The sequence below is a fragment of the Acinetobacter sp. yr461 genome, from assembly GCF_900110445.1.
GTDB classification, from domain to species: domain Bacteria; phylum Pseudomonadota; class Gammaproteobacteria; order Pseudomonadales; family Moraxellaceae; genus Acinetobacter; species Acinetobacter calcoaceticus.
The window spans coordinates 225278-243044 of the sequence record NZ_FODU01000001.1 but is presented as its reverse complement, the minus strand read 5'-3'; the positions used below and the strand labels follow the sequence as shown (position 1 = coordinate 243044).

The 17767-nt window shown below is 40.1% G+C and carries 19 protein-coding genes and 1 pseudogene; 10 read left to right on the top strand and 10 right to left on the bottom strand.

Annotated features, from left to right (window positions below; all coding sequences use genetic code 11):
- Positions 1 to 30 precede the first annotated feature (30 nt).
- On the bottom strand, positions 31 to 666 hold the full coding sequence (locus BMW38_RS01155; protein WP_092705503.1) for an FMN-binding negative transcriptional regulator: 636 nt from the start codon (positions 664 to 666) through the stop codon (positions 31 to 33).
- A gap of 115 nt (positions 667 to 781) precedes the next feature.
- Here BMW38_RS01155 and BMW38_RS01150 point away from each other — a divergent pair, with 115 nt between their 5' ends.
- Positions 782 to 2272 (top strand): MocR-like pyridoxine biosynthesis transcription factor PdxR, encoded by a 1491-nt coding sequence (locus tag BMW38_RS01150; RefSeq protein WP_092705502.1) that lies wholly within the window; start codon positions 782 to 784, stop codon positions 2270 to 2272.
- Between the two features lie 7 nt (positions 2273 to 2279).
- Here BMW38_RS01150 and BMW38_RS01145 read toward each other — a convergent pair whose 3' ends face one another.
- The gene (locus BMW38_RS01145; RefSeq protein ID WP_092705501.1) at positions 2280 to 2969 is read right to left on the bottom strand and encodes an LrgB family protein; all 690 of its coding nucleotides are present in this window, start codon (positions 2967 to 2969) and stop codon (positions 2280 to 2282) included.
- Between the two features lie 12 nt (positions 2970 to 2981).
- On the bottom strand, positions 2982 to 3413 hold the full coding sequence (locus tag BMW38_RS01140; protein WP_092705500.1) for a CidA/LrgA family protein: 432 nt from the start codon (positions 3411 to 3413) through the stop codon (positions 2982 to 2984).
- Positions 3414 to 3523: 110 nt separating this feature from the next.
- On the opposite strand from BMW38_RS01140, the gene BMW38_RS01135 reads away from it, so the two are divergent.
- From BMW38_RS01135 to BMW38_RS01105, 7 genes are all read left to right on the top strand, one after another.
- Positions 3524 to 4432 (top strand): LysR family transcriptional regulator, encoded by a 909-nt coding sequence (locus BMW38_RS01135; protein ID WP_092705499.1) that lies wholly within the window; start codon positions 3524 to 3526, stop codon positions 4430 to 4432.
- Positions 4433 to 4547: 115 nt separating this feature from the next.
- Positions 4548 to 5174, top strand: coding sequence for a glutathione transferase (gene yfcF, locus BMW38_RS01130; RefSeq protein ID WP_092705498.1), 627 nt, complete (start codon positions 4548 to 4550; stop codon positions 5172 to 5174).
- 33 nt (positions 5175 to 5207) lie between these two features.
- Complete coding sequence (gene yghU / locus BMW38_RS01125) at positions 5208 to 6056, top strand: glutathione-dependent disulfide-bond oxidoreductase (protein ID WP_092705497.1); 849 nt, start codon at positions 5208 to 5210, stop codon at positions 6054 to 6056.
- 252 nt (positions 6057 to 6308) lie between these two features.
- The gene (locus BMW38_RS01120) at positions 6309 to 6818 is read left to right on the top strand and encodes a rhodanese-like domain-containing protein (RefSeq protein ID WP_005041394.1); all 510 of its coding nucleotides are present in this window, start codon (positions 6309 to 6311) and stop codon (positions 6816 to 6818) included.
- An 18-nt stretch (positions 6819 to 6836) separates the two neighbouring features.
- Positions 6837 to 7778, top strand: coding sequence for a serine O-acetyltransferase EpsC (epsC, locus tag BMW38_RS01115; RefSeq protein WP_092705496.1), 942 nt, complete (start codon positions 6837 to 6839; stop codon positions 7776 to 7778).
- Positions 7779 to 8031: 253 nt separating this feature from the next.
- Positions 8032 to 8964, top strand: coding sequence for a family 2A encapsulin nanocompartment shell protein (locus BMW38_RS01110; RefSeq protein ID WP_001107602.1), 933 nt, complete (start codon positions 8032 to 8034; stop codon positions 8962 to 8964).
- Positions 8939 to 10906 carry a family 2A encapsulin nanocompartment cargo protein cysteine desulfurase gene (locus BMW38_RS01105; protein ID WP_092705495.1) on the top strand — a complete coding sequence of 656 codons (1968 nt, stop codon included), beginning with the start codon at positions 8939 to 8941 and terminating at the stop codon, positions 10904 to 10906. Before BMW38_RS01110 ends, BMW38_RS01105 begins: the two co-directional genes overlap by 26 nt.
- A gap of 401 nt (positions 10907 to 11307) precedes the next feature.
- On the opposite strand, the gene BMW38_RS01095 is transcribed toward BMW38_RS01105, so the two are convergent.
- Both BMW38_RS01095 and BMW38_RS01090 read right to left on the bottom strand, forming a co-directional pair.
- On the bottom strand, positions 11308 to 11946 hold the full coding sequence (locus BMW38_RS01095; RefSeq protein ID WP_092705493.1) for a LysE family translocator: 639 nt from the start codon (positions 11944 to 11946) through the stop codon (positions 11308 to 11310).
- Positions 11947 to 12588, bottom strand: a complete 642-nt coding sequence (locus tag BMW38_RS01090; protein ID WP_092705492.1) for a hypothetical protein — start codon at positions 12586 to 12588, stop codon at positions 11947 to 11949.
- Between the two features lie 90 nt (positions 12589 to 12678).
- Between BMW38_RS01090 and BMW38_RS01085 the strand changes: the two genes are divergently transcribed.
- Both BMW38_RS01085 and BMW38_RS01080 read left to right on the top strand, forming a co-directional pair.
- Positions 12679 to 13614 carry a LysR family transcriptional regulator gene (locus BMW38_RS01085; protein WP_092705491.1) on the top strand — a complete coding sequence of 312 codons (936 nt, stop codon included), beginning with the start codon at positions 12679 to 12681 and terminating at the stop codon, positions 13612 to 13614.
- Positions 13615 to 13690: 76 nt separating this feature from the next.
- A pseudogene (locus BMW38_RS01080) lies at positions 13691 to 13809 on the top strand (hypothetical protein).
- A 50-nt stretch (positions 13810 to 13859) separates the two neighbouring features.
- On the opposite strand, the gene BMW38_RS01075 reads toward BMW38_RS01080, so the two are convergent.
- The 5 genes from BMW38_RS01075 to BMW38_RS01055 form a co-directional block, all read right to left on the bottom strand.
- Positions 13860 to 14726 carry a cysteine ABC transporter substrate-binding protein gene (locus BMW38_RS01075; RefSeq protein ID WP_092705490.1) on the bottom strand — a complete coding sequence of 289 codons (867 nt, stop codon included), beginning with the start codon at positions 14724 to 14726 and terminating at the stop codon, positions 13860 to 13862.
- 82 nt (positions 14727 to 14808) lie between these two features.
- Positions 14809 to 15669: a transporter substrate-binding domain-containing protein gene (locus BMW38_RS01070; protein ID WP_092705489.1), complete on the bottom strand. Its 861-nt coding sequence runs from the start codon at positions 15667 to 15669 to the stop codon at positions 14809 to 14811.
- Between the two features lie 31 nt (positions 15670 to 15700).
- Positions 15701 to 16432 (bottom strand): amino acid ABC transporter ATP-binding protein, encoded by a 732-nt coding sequence (locus BMW38_RS01065; RefSeq protein ID WP_092705488.1) that lies wholly within the window; start codon positions 16430 to 16432, stop codon positions 15701 to 15703.
- A 2-nt stretch (positions 16433 to 16434) separates the two neighbouring features.
- Complete coding sequence (locus BMW38_RS01060; RefSeq protein ID WP_092705487.1) at positions 16435 to 17100, bottom strand: amino acid ABC transporter permease; 666 nt, start codon at positions 17098 to 17100, stop codon at positions 16435 to 16437.
- The gene (locus BMW38_RS01055) at positions 17090 to 17749 is read right to left on the bottom strand and encodes an amino acid ABC transporter permease (RefSeq protein ID WP_001104465.1); all 660 of its coding nucleotides are present in this window, start codon (positions 17747 to 17749) and stop codon (positions 17090 to 17092) included. Before BMW38_RS01055 ends, BMW38_RS01060 begins: the two co-directional genes overlap by 11 nt.
- Positions 17750 to 17767 lie beyond the last annotated feature (18 nt).

Sequence of the window (17767 nt, the reverse complement as noted above, 5' to 3'; positions counted from 1 at the left end):
AATGAATACTAAAATTTTATATTTTCAAAACTATTTGTTTAACTCAGCCACACTGTACATAGCATCCGCTATAGTTTTATGACCAGATTTCGATAGACCATCTGCCGCACCTAAAATATCTCGACGATCTTTGTTTTGCCCAAGTTTTGATTTTCCTTGAAGCTTGGTAATTTCAATTTCTATACCCACAATGGCTTTTAGCATGGGTTCTAGATAGTCTTTTGGCGCATCCGACATTTTCCATGGTTCAGGTTGAGATGCTTCATGGGTACGGGTTAAACGAGCCACGACACCTCGAACATAACGCTCATCATCTCGAATCGTGACTTTGCCATATGCATGTACAACTCTATAGTTCCATGTTGGCACTTGTTTGTGCTGTTCATGTTTGGATGGATACCAGTTTGGAGAAATATAAGCATCTCCCGCCTGAAACAAGACCAGCACTTCATCTCCATTTTTAATGTCCTGCCAAACAGGGTTAATTCTAGACACATGCGCATGCAATACCCCCAAGTTCCCTTCATTTGCCTGTAACTCAAATGGAAGATGATTTGCATCTAAACCATTGCTTCCATGAGTAAAAAGCACCCCAAATGGATGCTCCAAAATAAGAGAATGCAATACGTCCAAACGGTTTTCTGCAAAATCATCAGGGATATACATGGCTAAGAACCTCGTTGTAAATATCAGGGTTATTTATATTTTGTGTTGTAAATTTTCTGGTTTATGTGGTTTATTAAAAAGAACCACTTTGTATTTTTTTAAGTAGACCAGAATTATGGCAAGAATGGCAAAAGTTGTTGAACTTCCGTCTATTGCAAAGATTGATAAAAGCCAAGGAAAGATTAGTGCTCAATTGACCCAAGCTTTACGTGAAGCTGTACAAAGTGGCGATTTGCAACCAGGAGACCCTTTGCCATCTTCCCGAGAACTGGCTCAAACCCTTGATGTGGCTCGCGGAACCATTATTGAAGCTTACGACCAGCTTTTAGCTGAAGGTGTTTTTGATTCTCAAGCACGAACTGGCACCTATGTGTCTCATTCTTTAGCTAAAAAAACTACGCCGCAACATTCTCAAAAACAAACCACACCTAGCTCAATACCTTTGACCAAATCTGCTCTTTCTTATGCCCAAGTGCTCAAGGAATTTAAACCTCTTCCCCATGTTCCATTTGCTGTATCTGTACCGGTTGGCCGCACTCAACCGAATGATATCTGGCGTAAGTTTGGCAATAAATTTAGATCACGAGGCGCAGGTGCACCTTCGGGATATGGTGAACCGCAAGGCGTGTTATCACTAAGAATTGCTATTGCAGACTATGTACGTCGTTCACGCTCTGTACACTGCGAACCTGAACAAATCGTGATTACACCCGGCATTCAACAAGCACTTTATATTTGTAGCCAGATTTTATTTGAAGCCAAAGATGAGGTGTGGATTGAAGATCCAGCTTATCGTGGGACCACGGCCATTTTTGAGCATGCTGTACAAAATATTCGCATGGTGCGTGTTCCTGTCGATGAAGAAGGTATTGAGGTTGAGGCTGGTATAAAACTGTCTAAGCATGCCCGTGCTGCTTTTGTGACACCGTCTCACCAATATCCACTTGGCATGCCGATGAGTCTAGCAAGACGTACTGCATTATTGGCTTGGGCAAAGCAGCAAAATGCATGGATCATTGAAGATGACTATGACAGTGAACTCCGCTATAACGGTCAGCCATTTCCATCTTTACAAGGCATGGCACCAGATCAGGTGATTTATCTCGGAACGTTTAGCAAGGTTCTATTTCCATCTCTTAGACTTGGCTATGCAGTGTTGCCTAAAGAACTGGTGGCACCTTTTTGTGGACTCAGGGTGTTAATTGATAGACATCCGCCTACAGCCGACCAACATGTTTTGGCTGCTTTTATTCAAGAAGGCTATTTGGAGCGGCATATTCGACGTATTCGGAATGTTTACTCAGAAGTTCGAGAACACATTATTGGTTTAATTGATAAATACATCCCTCAAGAACTGGCTTGGTTACAACCGGGCGATCAAGGCATGCATATGGTGTTATGGCTTGCTCAACATGTTAATGACGTTGAAGTTGCAAGCACGGCGGTCAATGCAGGCATCGCCATTAAAGCAATCTCACCAACATTTTCAAAAGAACAGCAACGTTCAGGTTTAATTGTTGGCTTGGGTGACTTTGAACCCAAACTTATGGAACAAGCCATCAAAAAACTATCAAAAATTATTCAACAACATGACAAGCCAACGTAGACAAAACCTACAACAGCAACCATAGATGGATAGCAAATGGGCCGATCAGTACCATTAAAATACCTGCAATCACCATGGTTAAACTTGCAATTACGCCCTCTTCACTATTGCGCTGCTGAGCTCGGACTGTACCAAAACCATGGGCTGCGTTCCCCAAAGCTGCTCCATTTGCCACATTAGAACGAATTTTAGTAATCGCTAAAATTGCATCGCCACAAATCATTCCGACCAAACCGGTAATGACGGTGAATAATGAAACCAAAGCCGCCGAACCATGAATATCTTCAGCTAAAATCATGGCAAATGGTGTTGAAATCGAACGTGCCATCAAACTGTTGGTGACTTCAGGACTAAAATGGAACCACTGTGCCATTTCATAGGCAGACATCACGCCCACACTCATTCCCACAATAATCGCGATAGATAAAACACCTAAGTTTTTACGGATTGTTTCCCGATAACGATAAATAGGTACAGCAAATGCGACCGTAGCTGGCCCTAATAAATTAACAATCCACTGCGTATCTTCTGAATAAGTTTGGTATGAAATTCCAAAAATCGTCATCAATATAATAGTAAGTACAGGCACACTAATTGCGGGTGACAACCAAAGTTTTGGATGCTTTTGATAGATTTTCTTTGCCACAACATAAGCTACCAAAGTCCAGATGAGGCAAAGAATTGACCAGATATTCATGTCGTCGTGCTCTTAGATATGCTTATGTTGAAGACGTTTCCGAGCCTGTAAATAAGCCTTCAAACGATTGTAAAAATGAATGGTCAAACACGTACTTAGCATGACTGAAATAGTCCCAACTGCAATGCTCAAGACAATTTGCCACCCTTCGGTCATAAACAGAGTTTTATACTGAACAACGGCAACCACAACAGGCACAAAAAACAGTAACAGCTCACCTAAAACAACAGTTGCTCCCATTGCCACCTGATCCATTTTGATAATTTTAAAGAACAGGCATAAAAGCAATAAAAACATACCTAAAATGCCTGCCGAAACAGGTACACCGAGTTTTTGATGTAAAAGATATCCCACCCACCAAAATCCAGCCAAAATCAGAATTTGTTTAACTAACTCTAAAAGTGAATGTGGTGTGGGTGTTCCAGAAGCAAATTCAGTACTCATTTTACGAAATTAAATGGTTAACTACACCATTATGCTACCTTGGTTAAATCTGCTAAATATGAATTATTCATGTTAATATTATTCCAAAATGGAATAATCTACTCTTCGTTATGCTCTCTTTAAAATCATTACAGTGTTTCGTTACCTTGGTAAAAACAAAAAGCTTTACCCGTACCGCTGAAGAGTTGTATTTGACTCAACCGACGATTAGTAAAATCTTACAACAGCTCGAAGAGCAGCTTCAGGTACAGCTTTTAATTAAACCGGATCATGGACGCAAAAGACAAATTGAATTAACTACAATTGGAGAGCGTATTTATCAACATGCTCTTGAACTTCTTCAGGCAGAACAAAACATCTTTCTTGAAATTGAAAACTATCAACAATTAAAAACAGGGACTTTAAAACTTGGCGTACCGCCTTTAGGTTCGCAGCTCCTAACGACTGCCCTGTTTGATTATCATCAACAATGGCCAGATATTGAATTGGCTTTTATGGAGGTTGGTTCGCGCGGTATTGAACAAGCCTTACTCAATAACGAGTTAGATGTTGGCGTTTTATTACAGCCCTTTGATGAGCAAATCTTTAATAGCATTGAGTTATGTAATTACCCTTTAATGGTTCTTTTACGTCGGGATGCGACTTGGGCAACCCGTAAAAAAATAAATCTAGAAGAGCTACAACACCAATCGTTTTTAATGTTTCCAGAAAACTTCTCTCTAAATAGTATTATTCTCGATGCTTGTAAACAGCGTGGATTTTATCCCTCTATCGCTTGTCGTACCAGTCAATGGCACCTCTTGGCAGATATGGTTTTACAACGTATGGGGATTGCACTTCTTCCTCAATATTATACTGACATGCTTGACCCTACTTTATTTGCAGCAGTGCCACTCGAAAAACCAAATATTCAATGGCACTTAGTGATGGCTTGGAAAAAGAACCTCCCTATCTCTCCGGCCGTAGACGCTTGGCTCAGCGTTGTTCGTGAACATTTTCAGCACATTAAACCCTCATGAACACTGAAATTGCTTAATTCAAAAACCGATAAAGCTTTTCCACAAAAAAGCTACCCAATCTTGGAACAGCTCACTTAGACTAGATCCCATCCGTTTTATGACATGGACAATAACAATGAATAATGAACATTTTAAGCTGTACACAGATTCACAATTTCTAAGCCCCTATGCATTTACAGTTTTTGTCGGGCTACATGAAAAACAAATTCCATTTGAAATAGCGACCATCAACTTAGGCCAACAAGACCAGTTTGAAAAATCTTATCTAGAAAAGTCATTAACAGCAAAAGTCCCTGTACTTGAACACAATGATTTTGCTTTATCAGAATCATCTGCCATTTTGGAATATTTAGAAGAGCTCTATCCAAACACACCAATTTATCCAACAGATATTCAGGCACGTGCAAGAGCTCGACAAATTCAGGCATGGCTCAGATCAGACTTGGTGGCATTAAGAACTGAACGTCCAACTGATGTTATTTTTATTCAACCCACATCTATCCCCCTTTCAGAAGAAGGTCAAAAGGCAGCCGAGAAACTTTTCTTTGTTGCAGAAAAACTTCTAGCGCCTCATGCCGAATTTCTGTTTGATTCATGGAGCATTGTGGATGCTGAACTCGCACTAATGTTACAACGCCTCATCCAAAATGGTGACGCTGTACCAGAGCGATTAAAAAATTATGCACTGCAACAATGGCAACGCCCGAGCGTTCAAAAATGGCTTGCCTTGCGACATAACTAAACCCTATATTTCAACCAAACATGAGATAAAAAAATGAGTGATTCAAACTATATTCCTCCACAAGTTTGGCAATGGACTGGAGAAAAAACCGATTTAAACCAACCTACTTCAGGCGCTCGCTACGAACATACTCTGCCCGTCGGAAAACACCCGCTCCAACTCTATTCTTTAGCAACACCTAATGGACAAAAAGTCACTATTTTGCTTGAAGAGCTTTTAGAATTAGGAATTCAAGATGCTGAATACGATGCTTGGCTCATTAAAATTGGTGAAGGCCAACAATTTGGCAGTGGCTTTGTAGAAGCTAACCCTAACTCTAAAATTCCGGCATTGGTTGACCATAGCCAAAACCCTCCATTAAGAGTTTTCGAGTCTGGCTCAATTTTGCTTTACTTGGCTGAAAAGTTTAAAGCTTTCATTCCGACCGATATTGCTGCACGTACTGAATGCCTTAATTGGTTATTCTGGCAAATGGGTAGCGCGCCTTATTTAGGTGGTGGTTTTGGACATTTTTATGCCTATGCGCCCGTTAAAATTGAATATGCGATTAACCGCTTTGCCATGGAAACAAAACGATTGCTTGATGTGTTAGATCAACATCTAGCAAAGCATGAATATTTAGCTGGTTCTGAATATACCATTGCTGACATTGCGGCATTCCCTTGGTATGGTGGACTTGTTAAAAACTGGGTCTATAACGGCGCGGAGTTTTTAGGTGTTGATGAATATAAACATGTAAAACGCTGGGCAGATGCAATTCTGGCACGCCCTGCTGTTCAACGTGGTCGTATGGTTAATCGCACTTTTGGCGATTTAGAAACACAGTTACATGAACGTCATGATGCAAGTGATTTTGAGACCAAAACGCAAGATAAAGTTTAATCGTCATTTTTAAAATATTTAGCCCGCTTTTTAAGTGGGCTTTTTATTAAAATCAGTTAATCTAAAATTTATAATAAATATAGCTTAAAACAATATAAGAACTTTCAAGTAATTTATACATTTACACTTAAAACATTAAAATTCATTTTATCAAAAAAATATATATAAATAGATATTCGTTATTTCTGCTTATATCCAAATCAGCGTAAATTTAACAATAACAATCTAGATAGAAGATAAAGGATATTTTTAATGAATGCCAAATTAAATACAGAAAACCGTTCTGGTTTTATTTCATCGGGTTCAAATACATCCTTGTCAAACGAAGAGATTCTTTCTAAAGCAAAACAATATGCCCAAGACCATGAACTTAATTTTAGTGGAAGTTTATCACCCACTGATGCATGGCATCTCGTACAACAAGGACAAGCAGTTTTAGTTGATGTACGTACTAACGAAGAGCGCAAATTTGTAGGATATGTTCCTGAAAGTATTCATGTTGCATGGGCAACTGGCACCTCTTTCAATCGTAATCCACGTTTTTTAAAAGAACTCGAAACCAAGACGGGTAAAGATAAAACCATTCTTTTGTTATGTCGTAGCGGAAACCGCTCCGCATTAGCAGCCGAAGCTGCATTTAATGCGGGTTTTGAGCACATTTATAACGTTCTTGAAGGCTTTGAAGGTGACTTAGATGATCAACAGCAGCGTAATCAAAAAAACGGCTGGCGTATTCATCAACTGCCTTGGCAACAAGACTAAAACTTCAACACATTTTCAGTGAATCAAGGAAAGCTTGTGACTCAATGGAACATTAATGCTGTTGTACAGGGTTTACAACAAGCAAGGCATGACTGGCGTCAGCAACAGCACAGAATCAAAGAATTTGGGGGCCGTGAACTTCCATCTAAAGAAGCTTTGAAAGCTATTTTAGATGATCTCTGCGGGATTCTATTTCCAATGCGCTTAGGCCCTGCCGATTTACGTCAGGAAACTGAAGATTCTTATATTGCCTATACTTTAAATCGGGTACTCACAGCCTTACATGCTCAAGTACAACTGGCTTTAAATTATGAGGCAAAGCGTCATTTGGGTCATTCAAGCACAGCCCAACAGCCACAAGAGCTTGCCCAAAATATTGTTCAGGATTTTGCTAATACCTTGCCTTCTATACGTCGTCTTTTAGATGGCGATGTGCGTGCGGCCTACGAAGGTGATCCAGCAGCACATAGTGTGGATGAGGTATTACTCTGCTATCCAGGCATATTCGCGATTATTCATCACCGAATTGCACATCAGTTATATGGCCAAGTACCTCTACTGTCTCGCATTATTTCTGAGTTAGCCCACTCTGCAACAGGAATTGATATTCATCCGGGTGCACAAATCGGTAAAGGATTTTTTATAGATCATGGTACTGGCGTAGTGATTGGTGAAACCAGTGTCATTGGGGAACGTGTCCGTATTTATCAGGCAGTAACGCTTGGAGCAAAACGCTTTGAAACCAATGATGATGGTGCTTTGAAAAAAGATTATACACGCCATCCAATTGTTGAAGATGACGTTGTGATCTATGCAGGTGCCACTATTTTAGGCCGTATTACGATTGGTCGAGGGTCCATTATTGGGGGAAATGTCTGGCTGACACATAGTATTGCCGCAGGTAGCCAGATTTTACAGTCACCAAATGAGTCTTATCAAAAAAATCATATTCCCGGTTAAAAACTATAGATGTGAAATAAATAGATAAGGAGACAAATAAATAGTAAGAGCTGAATTAAATTAATTTAATGCTTATTTCTCATTTAAATATATTTTTATTTTAAAGATAGATTTTTAATTAATAAGCCACCTATTCAAAGTTTATAAAACCTTTTTTATTTTTTTAAAACCAGAACTAATTCTAGTTTATAGCAATACTAGAGTTTTTAATTTTTTGATTTTACCAAGCCACTGTAATAAGGAAAAATGATTCATGGCGAAAAATACTGATAAAGCCCAACTTGCGCTTGGGGACCATGCGGCCCGCCAACTGGCCAATGCAACCAAGACAGCTCCTCAACTTTCTACGATTACTCCCCGATGGCTGACTCACTTACTTCAATGGCTTCCTGTTGAAGCAGGTATTTATCGCCTAAACCGTGTAAATAATACCGATGATATTCAAGTGGCTTGCACACAACGTGATGAAGCAACTTTACCCCAAACTTTTGTTGATTATGACCCAGAGCCACGCGAATACTTTTTGAATGGTGTATCGACTGTTCTGGATGTACATACACGTGTTGCTGACCTTTACAGTAGTCCACATGACCAAATTAAAGAACAGCTCCGTTTAACCATTGAAACCATTAAAGAACGTCAAGAAAGTGAGCTCATCAATAACCCTGAATATGGCTTATTGGCGAGTGTGACAGATGATCAACGTATCTCGACTTTAAATGGCCCACCAACTCCAGATGATTTAGATGATTTATTACGTAAAGTCTGGAAAGAACCAGGATTTTTCCTAGCACATCCAGATGCAATTGCAGCATTTGGCCGTGAATGTACACGTCGTGGTGTACCGCCTCCAACAGTGAGTTTATTCGGTTCGCAATTTATTACATGGCGCGGAATTCCCCTCATTCCATCTAATAAAATTCCGGTAGAAGATGGTAAAACTAAAATCTTACTGCTTCGTGTCGGTGAAAAACGTCAAGGTATTGTCGGCTTATTCCAACCGGGGCTTGCAGGTGAACAATCGCCGGGGCTTTCAGTGCGTTTTATGGGCATTAACCGTAACGCGATTGCATCTTATCTCATCTCGTTATATTGCTCGCTAGCAGTACTGACTGATGATGCGTTGGCAGTATTAGATGATGTGGAGGTGGACAAATATCATGACTACCCAGTTAACTACAAGTAATCTGCAAGGTAGCCCAAAAGGGTCGGAAGTAACTGGTGTTAACCCACCACCAGCCAACTTCCCTGATGAGTCCACCATTGCTCGTCTTGCTAATGAGTTTTTTTCAGCATTGCCAAGTTCAAGCAGTTCAGCTTCTCCATCGGGCCTTAACTTGGATTTACCTGTAGGTACACCTCCACATCCACCACAACCGGGTGAACCATTTTCGGCACTCAGTGGTCGTGCACCGAATATCGCCTTTCAGAAAAGTCTTAATCCGGAATATCCTGAGCATATTCCTAACTTACCAGACTATCCTGAACGTCGGATTGTCTCTTCTGCACCTGTAGTTGGTGGTGCAAATTTACCTCGTCCGCCATTTGAACCACATTTGCCACAAGCTGTTCATAGTGAGCCGAATGTGCCACGTCGTATTGAACCAAACTTACCGACAGGTACTGGTGAATCACCTTATTATTTTTTAAATGATTTTTCTGCTCCAAATGCAGCAGAGCCATCTGTTAAAGGTGTTGAAGATAATTATTCGGTTGCGCAGTCTTTTCAGTTGCCGCATGGCGACCAGCTAAAGTCTTTACTCATTGAAGATCGTTTTGCAGCTGACACACCAACAAAAACCTCACCAAGCTCTGCATTTTATTTTTTAGACTTGCCTCAAAGTGGACAAAGTTATAGTCACTATCAACCGTCGCAACCGACCTTTGTAGCAAGCAGTACTCAGCCCTTAGATGTGCATGCCATTCGTCGTGATTTTCCAATTTTGCAGGAACGCGTCAATGGTCGCCCGCTAGTCTGGCTTGACAATGCTGCTACTACGCAAAAACCACAGCGTGTGATTGATCGAATTGCTTATTTTTATCAGCATGAAAATTCAAACATTCACCGTGCTGCACATGAGTTAGCAGCTCGTGCGACCGATGCCTATGAACATGCAAGAAATGTAGTTGCCCGTTTTATCGGTGCACCCTCTTCCAAAGAAATTATTTTTGTTCGAGGAACCACTGAAGGCATTAACCTAATTGCAAAAACATGGGGCGAACAAAATATTGGTGAAGGTGATGAAATTATTGTTTCTCACTTAGAACACCATGCCAATATTGTGCCTTGGTATCAACTCACTAAAAAAACTGGAGCAAAGTTACGAGTCATTCCTGTTGATGATACGGGTCAAATTATTTTAGAAGAGTTACCAAAACTGATTAATGAACGCACTAAACTGCTGTCTATTACTCAAGTTTCTAATGCTTTGGGAACAGTTACCCCTGTTGCTGAAGTGATTAAAATTGCCCATGCCAAAGGTGTACGTGTATTGGTTGATGGCGCTCAATCTGTTTCGCATATACCAACCGATGTTCAAGCCCTTGATGCCGACTTTTTTGTGTTCTCTGGGCATAAAGTGTTTGGTCCAACAGGCATTGGTGCAGTCTATGCGAAACCAGAACTGCTAGAAACCATGCCGGTTTGGGAAGGTGGCGGCAACATGATTCAGGACGTCACCTTCGAACAGGTAGTTTACCAACCTGCACCAAACAAGTTTGAAGCGGGCACAGGCAATATTGCTGATGCAGTCGGTTTAGGTGCAGCACTTGAATATGTAGAAAGTCTAGGTATCCATAACATTGCTCGCTATGAACATGATTTGCTTGAATATGGTCAAAATGCATTAAGTAGTGTATCTGGTTTACGCTTGATCGGAACTGCGCATCACAAAGCCAGTGTCATGTCGTTTACCTTACAAGGCTATTCGACTGAACAGGTCGGTAAAGCTTTAAACCAACATGGTATTGCCGTACGTTCTGGTCACCATTGTGCACAGCCAATTTTACGTCGTTTTGGTGTGGAACAAACCGTGCGCCCGTCTTTAGCTTTTTATAATACGACTGAAGAAATTGATTTATTGGTGTCTGTTTTACACCAGTTAACACGTAACAAGCGTAGTGTTTAAATCTATTTTTGAAAAAAAAAGACTGCTTTCGAGCGGTCTTTTTTATGGGTTATTTACTAAAACTGCTCGAGCAAAAGGTCATCAGCAATAAGAATAAATCAAAGTAGTTATCGCGGCGGAGTCTTGTTATTTTAATTTCGATTCCTAGATTAACCTTCGGCTCGTGCTAAGAGTCATCTACAGCCTGCCCATAATTTATAAAAATAATGTTTTCGCAACATTTTCTGATAGATAAAACAGTTAACAGGTTCTGTAGATGACAAAGTTTTTTGGTTACTTTTTCCAAAAAAAGTAACAGAATTAGCTACTTTCTATTGGTATATAAACGATAAGACTCCGCCTTGAACACTATAAGCAATCTAAAATCGTACTTCTGCAACCCCACTAAATACTCACGGCAATTAAACAAATAATCCCCAAATCAATCTCAATGCAATCCCAATTAACAACAGCCCCATGACCCTCTCAAAATAAACACCAAACTCCAAAAATCGTTTACGTACTATTGGATGAGCAAACATTACACTCACGACCATAAACCAGATCGCATTAACCATACACATCCAAATGCCATAAAAGATCTGAACTTTCATGGGGGTGGTTACACTCACAATCGTAGTGAAAATCGCCAGAAAAAAGATTGTGGCTTTTGGGTTAAGAGCATTAGTTAAAAAACCCATCGTAAAGGCTTTAAACAAACTCGGAGTGTCACTTTCTGCTTGGTCATTAATCTCAATATTAGTATTCGGCTGACTACGTAAACATTGCCATCCTAAATAAAGCAAATAAGCTGCTCCCGCTGTTCTGATGAGTGACATGAGCCATTCGCTTTGTTGAATCAAAAAGCCAATGCCAACAAGTGTATAAAACACATGGACCGAAATTCCAACACCAATACCAATCGCAGTCAGACATCCAATTAAGTAGCCATAACGTACACTTTGTCTTACCGTAACCACAAAATCTGGTCCCGGTAAAATCACTGCCAAAAAGTGAATGAGTGCCAGTGTTAAAAACTCATGCCCATACAACTGCCACATTTATTCAGCCTCCTTGGCAACGCTATAGCTTACACTAAGCTTTCCTTTCTTAATCTGATAGGACTGAATTTCTATAAAACCAATATCCCCCAATGCTGCAACATGAGTCCCACCGCATGGAAATGCAGAAAACTCACCAAAACCGATTTCACGAAAACCATCTGCATGTTGCTGAAGATTGGCTGGTAAATTAGCCTGAATATATTGTACACAATGCTGTTCAAGTATTTGAGCATCTAACTGCTGAGCTGTGTCCAAAGCAATGAACTGAACTCGCGCATCATGTGGCCAGTGTTGTGCTTTTACAGCTTGCCAGCCAAATAGATGCATTACATGTCCAAGCAAATGTCCCGCTGAATGTAAACGACTATGATAACGACGTCCTGCTTCATCGACTTGTGCAAAAGCCACTCCCAACTCAACAGGTTGTGTGCAGTAATGAATAATTTCCCCTTGTTCAATCGCTACATGCACTACATCAACTTCTGCGATTTTGCCCGTATCACTCGGTTGACCACCACCTTGAGGATGAAATGGTGTTGCCGATAAATGCACGGCAAAACGCCCATCTTCACAAGGATTACACGCTAGAACTTCAACCTCAGCGGCAAGAGCACCTGTTAAATACAATGCTTGCGTCATATTTTTCTACATCTACTTTAAGATGAAAAAGATTGTATTGCGATTTCTTAAACGCGATAATCCACTCAAAATCCAAATAACTTTTGCCTCATGAGCACAAATCAAAGTTTAGTTCTTTTAAATGAAATGGCGACTTTCGTGAAAGTGGTCGAATCAGGCAGTTTTTCTGAAACGGCTCGACAACTCGGTACCACACCATCTGCGATAAGCCGTGCGATTGCTCGCTTAGAACGTGCTTTAGGAACCCGCTTACTTTATCGAACCACACGAAAGCTTCGTTTGAGTGAAAGTGGTCAACAGGTCTATCAACGTTGTTTAGATATGGTCAATGCGGCACAGGCAGTGATGGAAAGTTCAGGCCAATTTCATGTCGAACCGCAAGGAATCATTCGCCTGAGTGTTCCAAAAGCCGTTGGACATTTTATGATTCATCCACATTTACCTGAGTTTTTAGAACGCTATCCCAAAATTGATATTCAAATGCTTTTAGAAGACCGTTATGTTGACTTAATTGATGATGAAGTCGATTTAGCACTTCGAATTACAGAGCAACCCTCTGGCGGCCTAATGGGACGAAAACTCATTGATATCGATCACTTGATTTGTGCTACACCTGAATATTTAGAAAAACATGGTACACCAACCCATCCTCATGACTTAAAACAGCATGAATGTATCTATTTAGGTGAACAAATCAGTGATTCAAAATGGAAATTTCAACAAGGAAATAAGTCGATTAATGTTGCTGTACGTGGCCGTTATGCTGCAAATCATACAGGTGTACGTTTAAGCGCAGCCCTACAGCATTTGGGAGTAGCCAGCTTACCCTACTTTGTTGCGCGCCATGCTTTACAACAACAGACTTTGGTTCAAGTTTTACCCGAATGGGATTTTAAGACCTATTACAGTGGTGGGCTATGGCTACTTTACCCACCGACACGACATGTCCCGCCTAAATTAAGTGTCTTTATTCAATATTTGGCAGATAAATTGGCAGCAGAGCCGACTTTATTTAAGTTCAAGTGATATAAAGTCAAGGAATTAACACGATGGAATCCTGCCTTTCTATCTCTAAAGCAATCAGCTAATTCGGTTACTTTTTTTGAAAAAAGTAACCAAAAAACTTTACCATCTACAGAACCTGACCACTGTTTTCATCTATAAAAATATTGCAAAAACATTATCTTTATAAATTATGGGCAGGCTGTAGATGAATCCTAGCTCAAGCAAATACTATCTAGAGTCCTAATCATTAGGAGCTATGAGTACGACTACTCAACCAATAAATCTTTTGGATTAATCGTATCGCCATAGACTGGTTTTAAAGTTTTTTCATAGGCCTGATGAATCACGCCTTCTTTTGCCAATTTCTCTAAATCTTGATTCAACCAGTCCAGTAGCTCTTTATCACCCTTTTTCACTGCCGGTGCGATTAAGTCCTGCTCACCTAAGTTTGTAATGCCTACTGTGTAATTTGGATTTTCTTTAGCCCAAGCTAAAACCAGCAAGTTGTCATGTGCTAAAGCAGCACCACGGCCATCTTTTAAAGCATCAAAAGTTTCAGTGTTCTGCTCATATTTTTGTAGTTTAATTTCAGGATGAGTCTTGGTGAAGAATGAATCAGCCGTCGTGCCCTTGTTCACCAACAAAGTTTTATCTTTAAGTTGAGCAATATCTGTAATTGGATGAGTTTTAGGAGACACCACACCCAAAGCAACTTTTAAATAAGGTTTAGCAAAATCGACCACTTCTTTACGTTCTGGCGTAACTGTAAAGTTTGCAAAAATAATATCTACTTTATTGGCTTTTAAATATTCGACACGGTTTGCAGCTTCAGTTAAAACAAACTCTACCTTGTTTTCATCACCTAACAAGTCTTTAGCAACATGTTTGGCAATCTCTACATCGAAGCCCTGATTTTTACCTTGAGCATCTAAATATCCAAACGGCGGTTTATCGCTAAATACACCAATACGCACGACTCCATTCTTTTTAATCTGCTCAATACTCGACACAGTTTGAGTACTGTCAGCTGTTTTCTCATTAGATTGCGTGCCTTTATCACATGCAACCAAACCTAAACTCAGCAAAGATGCAGCGAGGACATGCTTTATATTTTGTAAAGTTAATATTGTCATTATTTCACCCTATCGTTCTTGTAAAAGTCTTATTTAAAATCACAGTGCCTACTTTCAGACACTGCTCCAGCGATATCAAAAATTATTGGCCTACATCTAAAAACACATTAGGATTAACCGATTCACCATAAATTGGTTTTAAGGTTTCATCATAAATTTTCTTAATTTCACCGCTTGTTCTTAGCTGCTTAATTTCAGTATTGAGCCAATTCAATAATTGGGTATTGCCCTTTTTCACTGCTGGTGCAATAAATTCTTGATCACCAATAGACTGGATACCCGCCACATAACTTGGATTCTTCGCGGCCCATGCCAAAGCATAAGTACTATCTTGTGAAATTGCGTCACCACGACCGTCGGTCAAGGCTTTGAACGCATCAGAGTTTCTTTCAAACTTCAATAAGTTCACTTTCGGATAGTGCTTGGTAAAGTAGGTATCTGAACTGGTGCCTTTATTTACAATTAACGTTTTACCTTCTAATTGGGCAATGTCAGTAATCGGCTTGGCTTTAGGCGAGACAATGCCAAAAGCACCTTTTAAATAAGGCTCGGCAAAATCTACAACCTCCTTACGTTCAGGCGTTACTGTAAATGTCGCAAACACAACATCGGCACGGTTTGATTTTAAAAACTCCACCCGATTTGAAGCCTCAGTCACAATAAACTCAACTTTTTTTTCATCGCCAAGCAAATCTTTAGTGACTCGTTTTGCTAAAGCCACATCAAAGCCCTGATTATTGCCAGCACTATCTACATAACCAAACGGCGGATCGTCAGCAAAAACGGCAACTCGCAACACCCCATTTTTTTTGACTTGCTCTAAAGAATGGTCTTCTTGAGTATTACTTGCTTGCTCAGTTGATGGCGTTTTACTACATGCCGTTAATAACACCCCAGCAACAGCAATACTGCTTAATATTTTTATTGAATTACGTTTAAACATTCACTTCCTCATGATTCAAATAATAAAAGACTTAATACGACAAGATATTTAAAAAGGTTTTAGCTCGTTCTGTTTTCGGCTGTTCAAAAAACTCTTCAGGGGGTGCCTGTTCAATAATTTTGCCTTTATCCATAAAAATAATGCGGTCGGCAACCTTACGGGCAAAGGACATTTCATGAGTCACAATCAACATGGTCATCCCCTCATTGGCTAGTTTCAGAACAACATCGAGCACTTCTCTGACCATTTCTGGGTCAAGTGCTGCTGTAATTTCATCGAGCAAAATGACTTTAGGTTGCATAACCAGTGAGCGGACAATGGCGATACGCTGCTTTTGTCCACCGGAAAGTTGTCGCGGATAATCGAGTTTTCGCTCAAATAGACCCACTCGCTTTAACAACTCATCTGCAACTTGTTCAGCTTCATCACGGCGGCGTTTTTGCACTTTAAGTGGCCCGAGCAAAATGTTGTCAATGACATTCATGTGCCCAAACAACTCATAGTTCTGAAAAACCATGCCAATTTTTTGACGGGCATTAGTCCAGTCAACATCTTTACCCAAAACACCTGAACCAGTTAAACAGATTTCACCACCTTGAATCGGTTCTAATCCATTAATACAGCGCAGTAAGGTACTTTTACCGCAGCCCGATGGGCCTAAAATTACAACCACTTCTCCTTGTTCTACATCTAGATCAATGCCCTGTAAAATATGACTTTGTGCAAATGATTTCTGTAATTGTTGTATCGATAACAAAGGCATAATTACTCCCAGACCTTTTCTAGATGTGCCGCCAAACGAGATAAGGGATAGCAAATCAGAAAATACAAAATAAAAATAAAGCCATAAATCCAAAGCGAGGCGCTCGGCACAGTCAGAAGCGAATTTTCAATAATTTGCTGGCCCACCTTAATGACCTCAACCACACCAATCAGAACTGCCAAAGAGCTGGTTTTCACCATTCGGGTAAATAAATTAATTGCGCCTGGTGTTACTCGTTTTAGACTTTGCGGAAAAATAACGTAGACCAATGCTTGAACATGAGTCAGTCCCAACGCATAGGCCGAATCTCGTTGATGCTGATCAATTGAAGTAATGGCTGCACGGACCAAATCGCCCATTTCAGCCGTACCCCATAAAACAAACACGACAACACACACCCACATCGCAGAAAACTGCCAGTTAAACCATGTCGCAAAGCCGAAATAAAAAACAAAAAGCAAAACTAAAATTGGAATAATTCGAATTGCTTCTAAATACAAACGACACAACGCTTTAATAGCTATGTTTTTAGAAGTCATAATGACGCCTAAAACCGTGCCCAAAATTGCAGAAAAAAATACTGAAATAAAAGCAATTTTTGCGGTTGCCCACAGTCCCCACATTAAACGTTCGAGATGACTTACCTGAAATAAATAATCAAGTTCCATGGCTCACCTTCCGACTTCTGTGTTCCAGATAACTGGTTAAAATAGACACGGGCAATAAAATAATCAGATAAGCCATGATGAGTAAAAACAAAGCTTCCGTAGTTTTATAGTCCATCCCAATTAAGTCTTTGGTGACAAAAAGCAGCTCAACGACAGCAATCGCACTTACAACAGAACTTTCTTTAATTAAAAATAGACAATTTGCTCCAATTGCCGGAATTGAAATAGCAAGCGCTTGAGGAAAAATGACATATCTAAAAATTTGAGTCGGTTGCAGACCGATACTTTTTGCAGAGTCAATCTGACCTTTTGCTACAGATTGTAGACCCGCTCGAAAAGCTTCTGCCATATAGCTTCCGCCTAAAAATGTCAGTCCAATCACACCACAAGCAAAACCATCGATTTTGATACCAAGTTTGGGCAAACCGTAATACAAAAAGAATAGTTGAATTAATAAAGGGGTATTTCGAGATAACTCAATATAGAACTGGGCAATTCTATTTAGTACCCGCACGCGATATGTGATTAAAATGCTGCAAATCAGCCCTACAATAATGGCCAGAATAATGCTGATAATTGAAATTTTCAGCGTGGTCAAAGTTGCAGAGAAAAATTGCGGCAACACACTATGGATATACTGCCAGTTCAAGGAAAATTCCAAAAAATA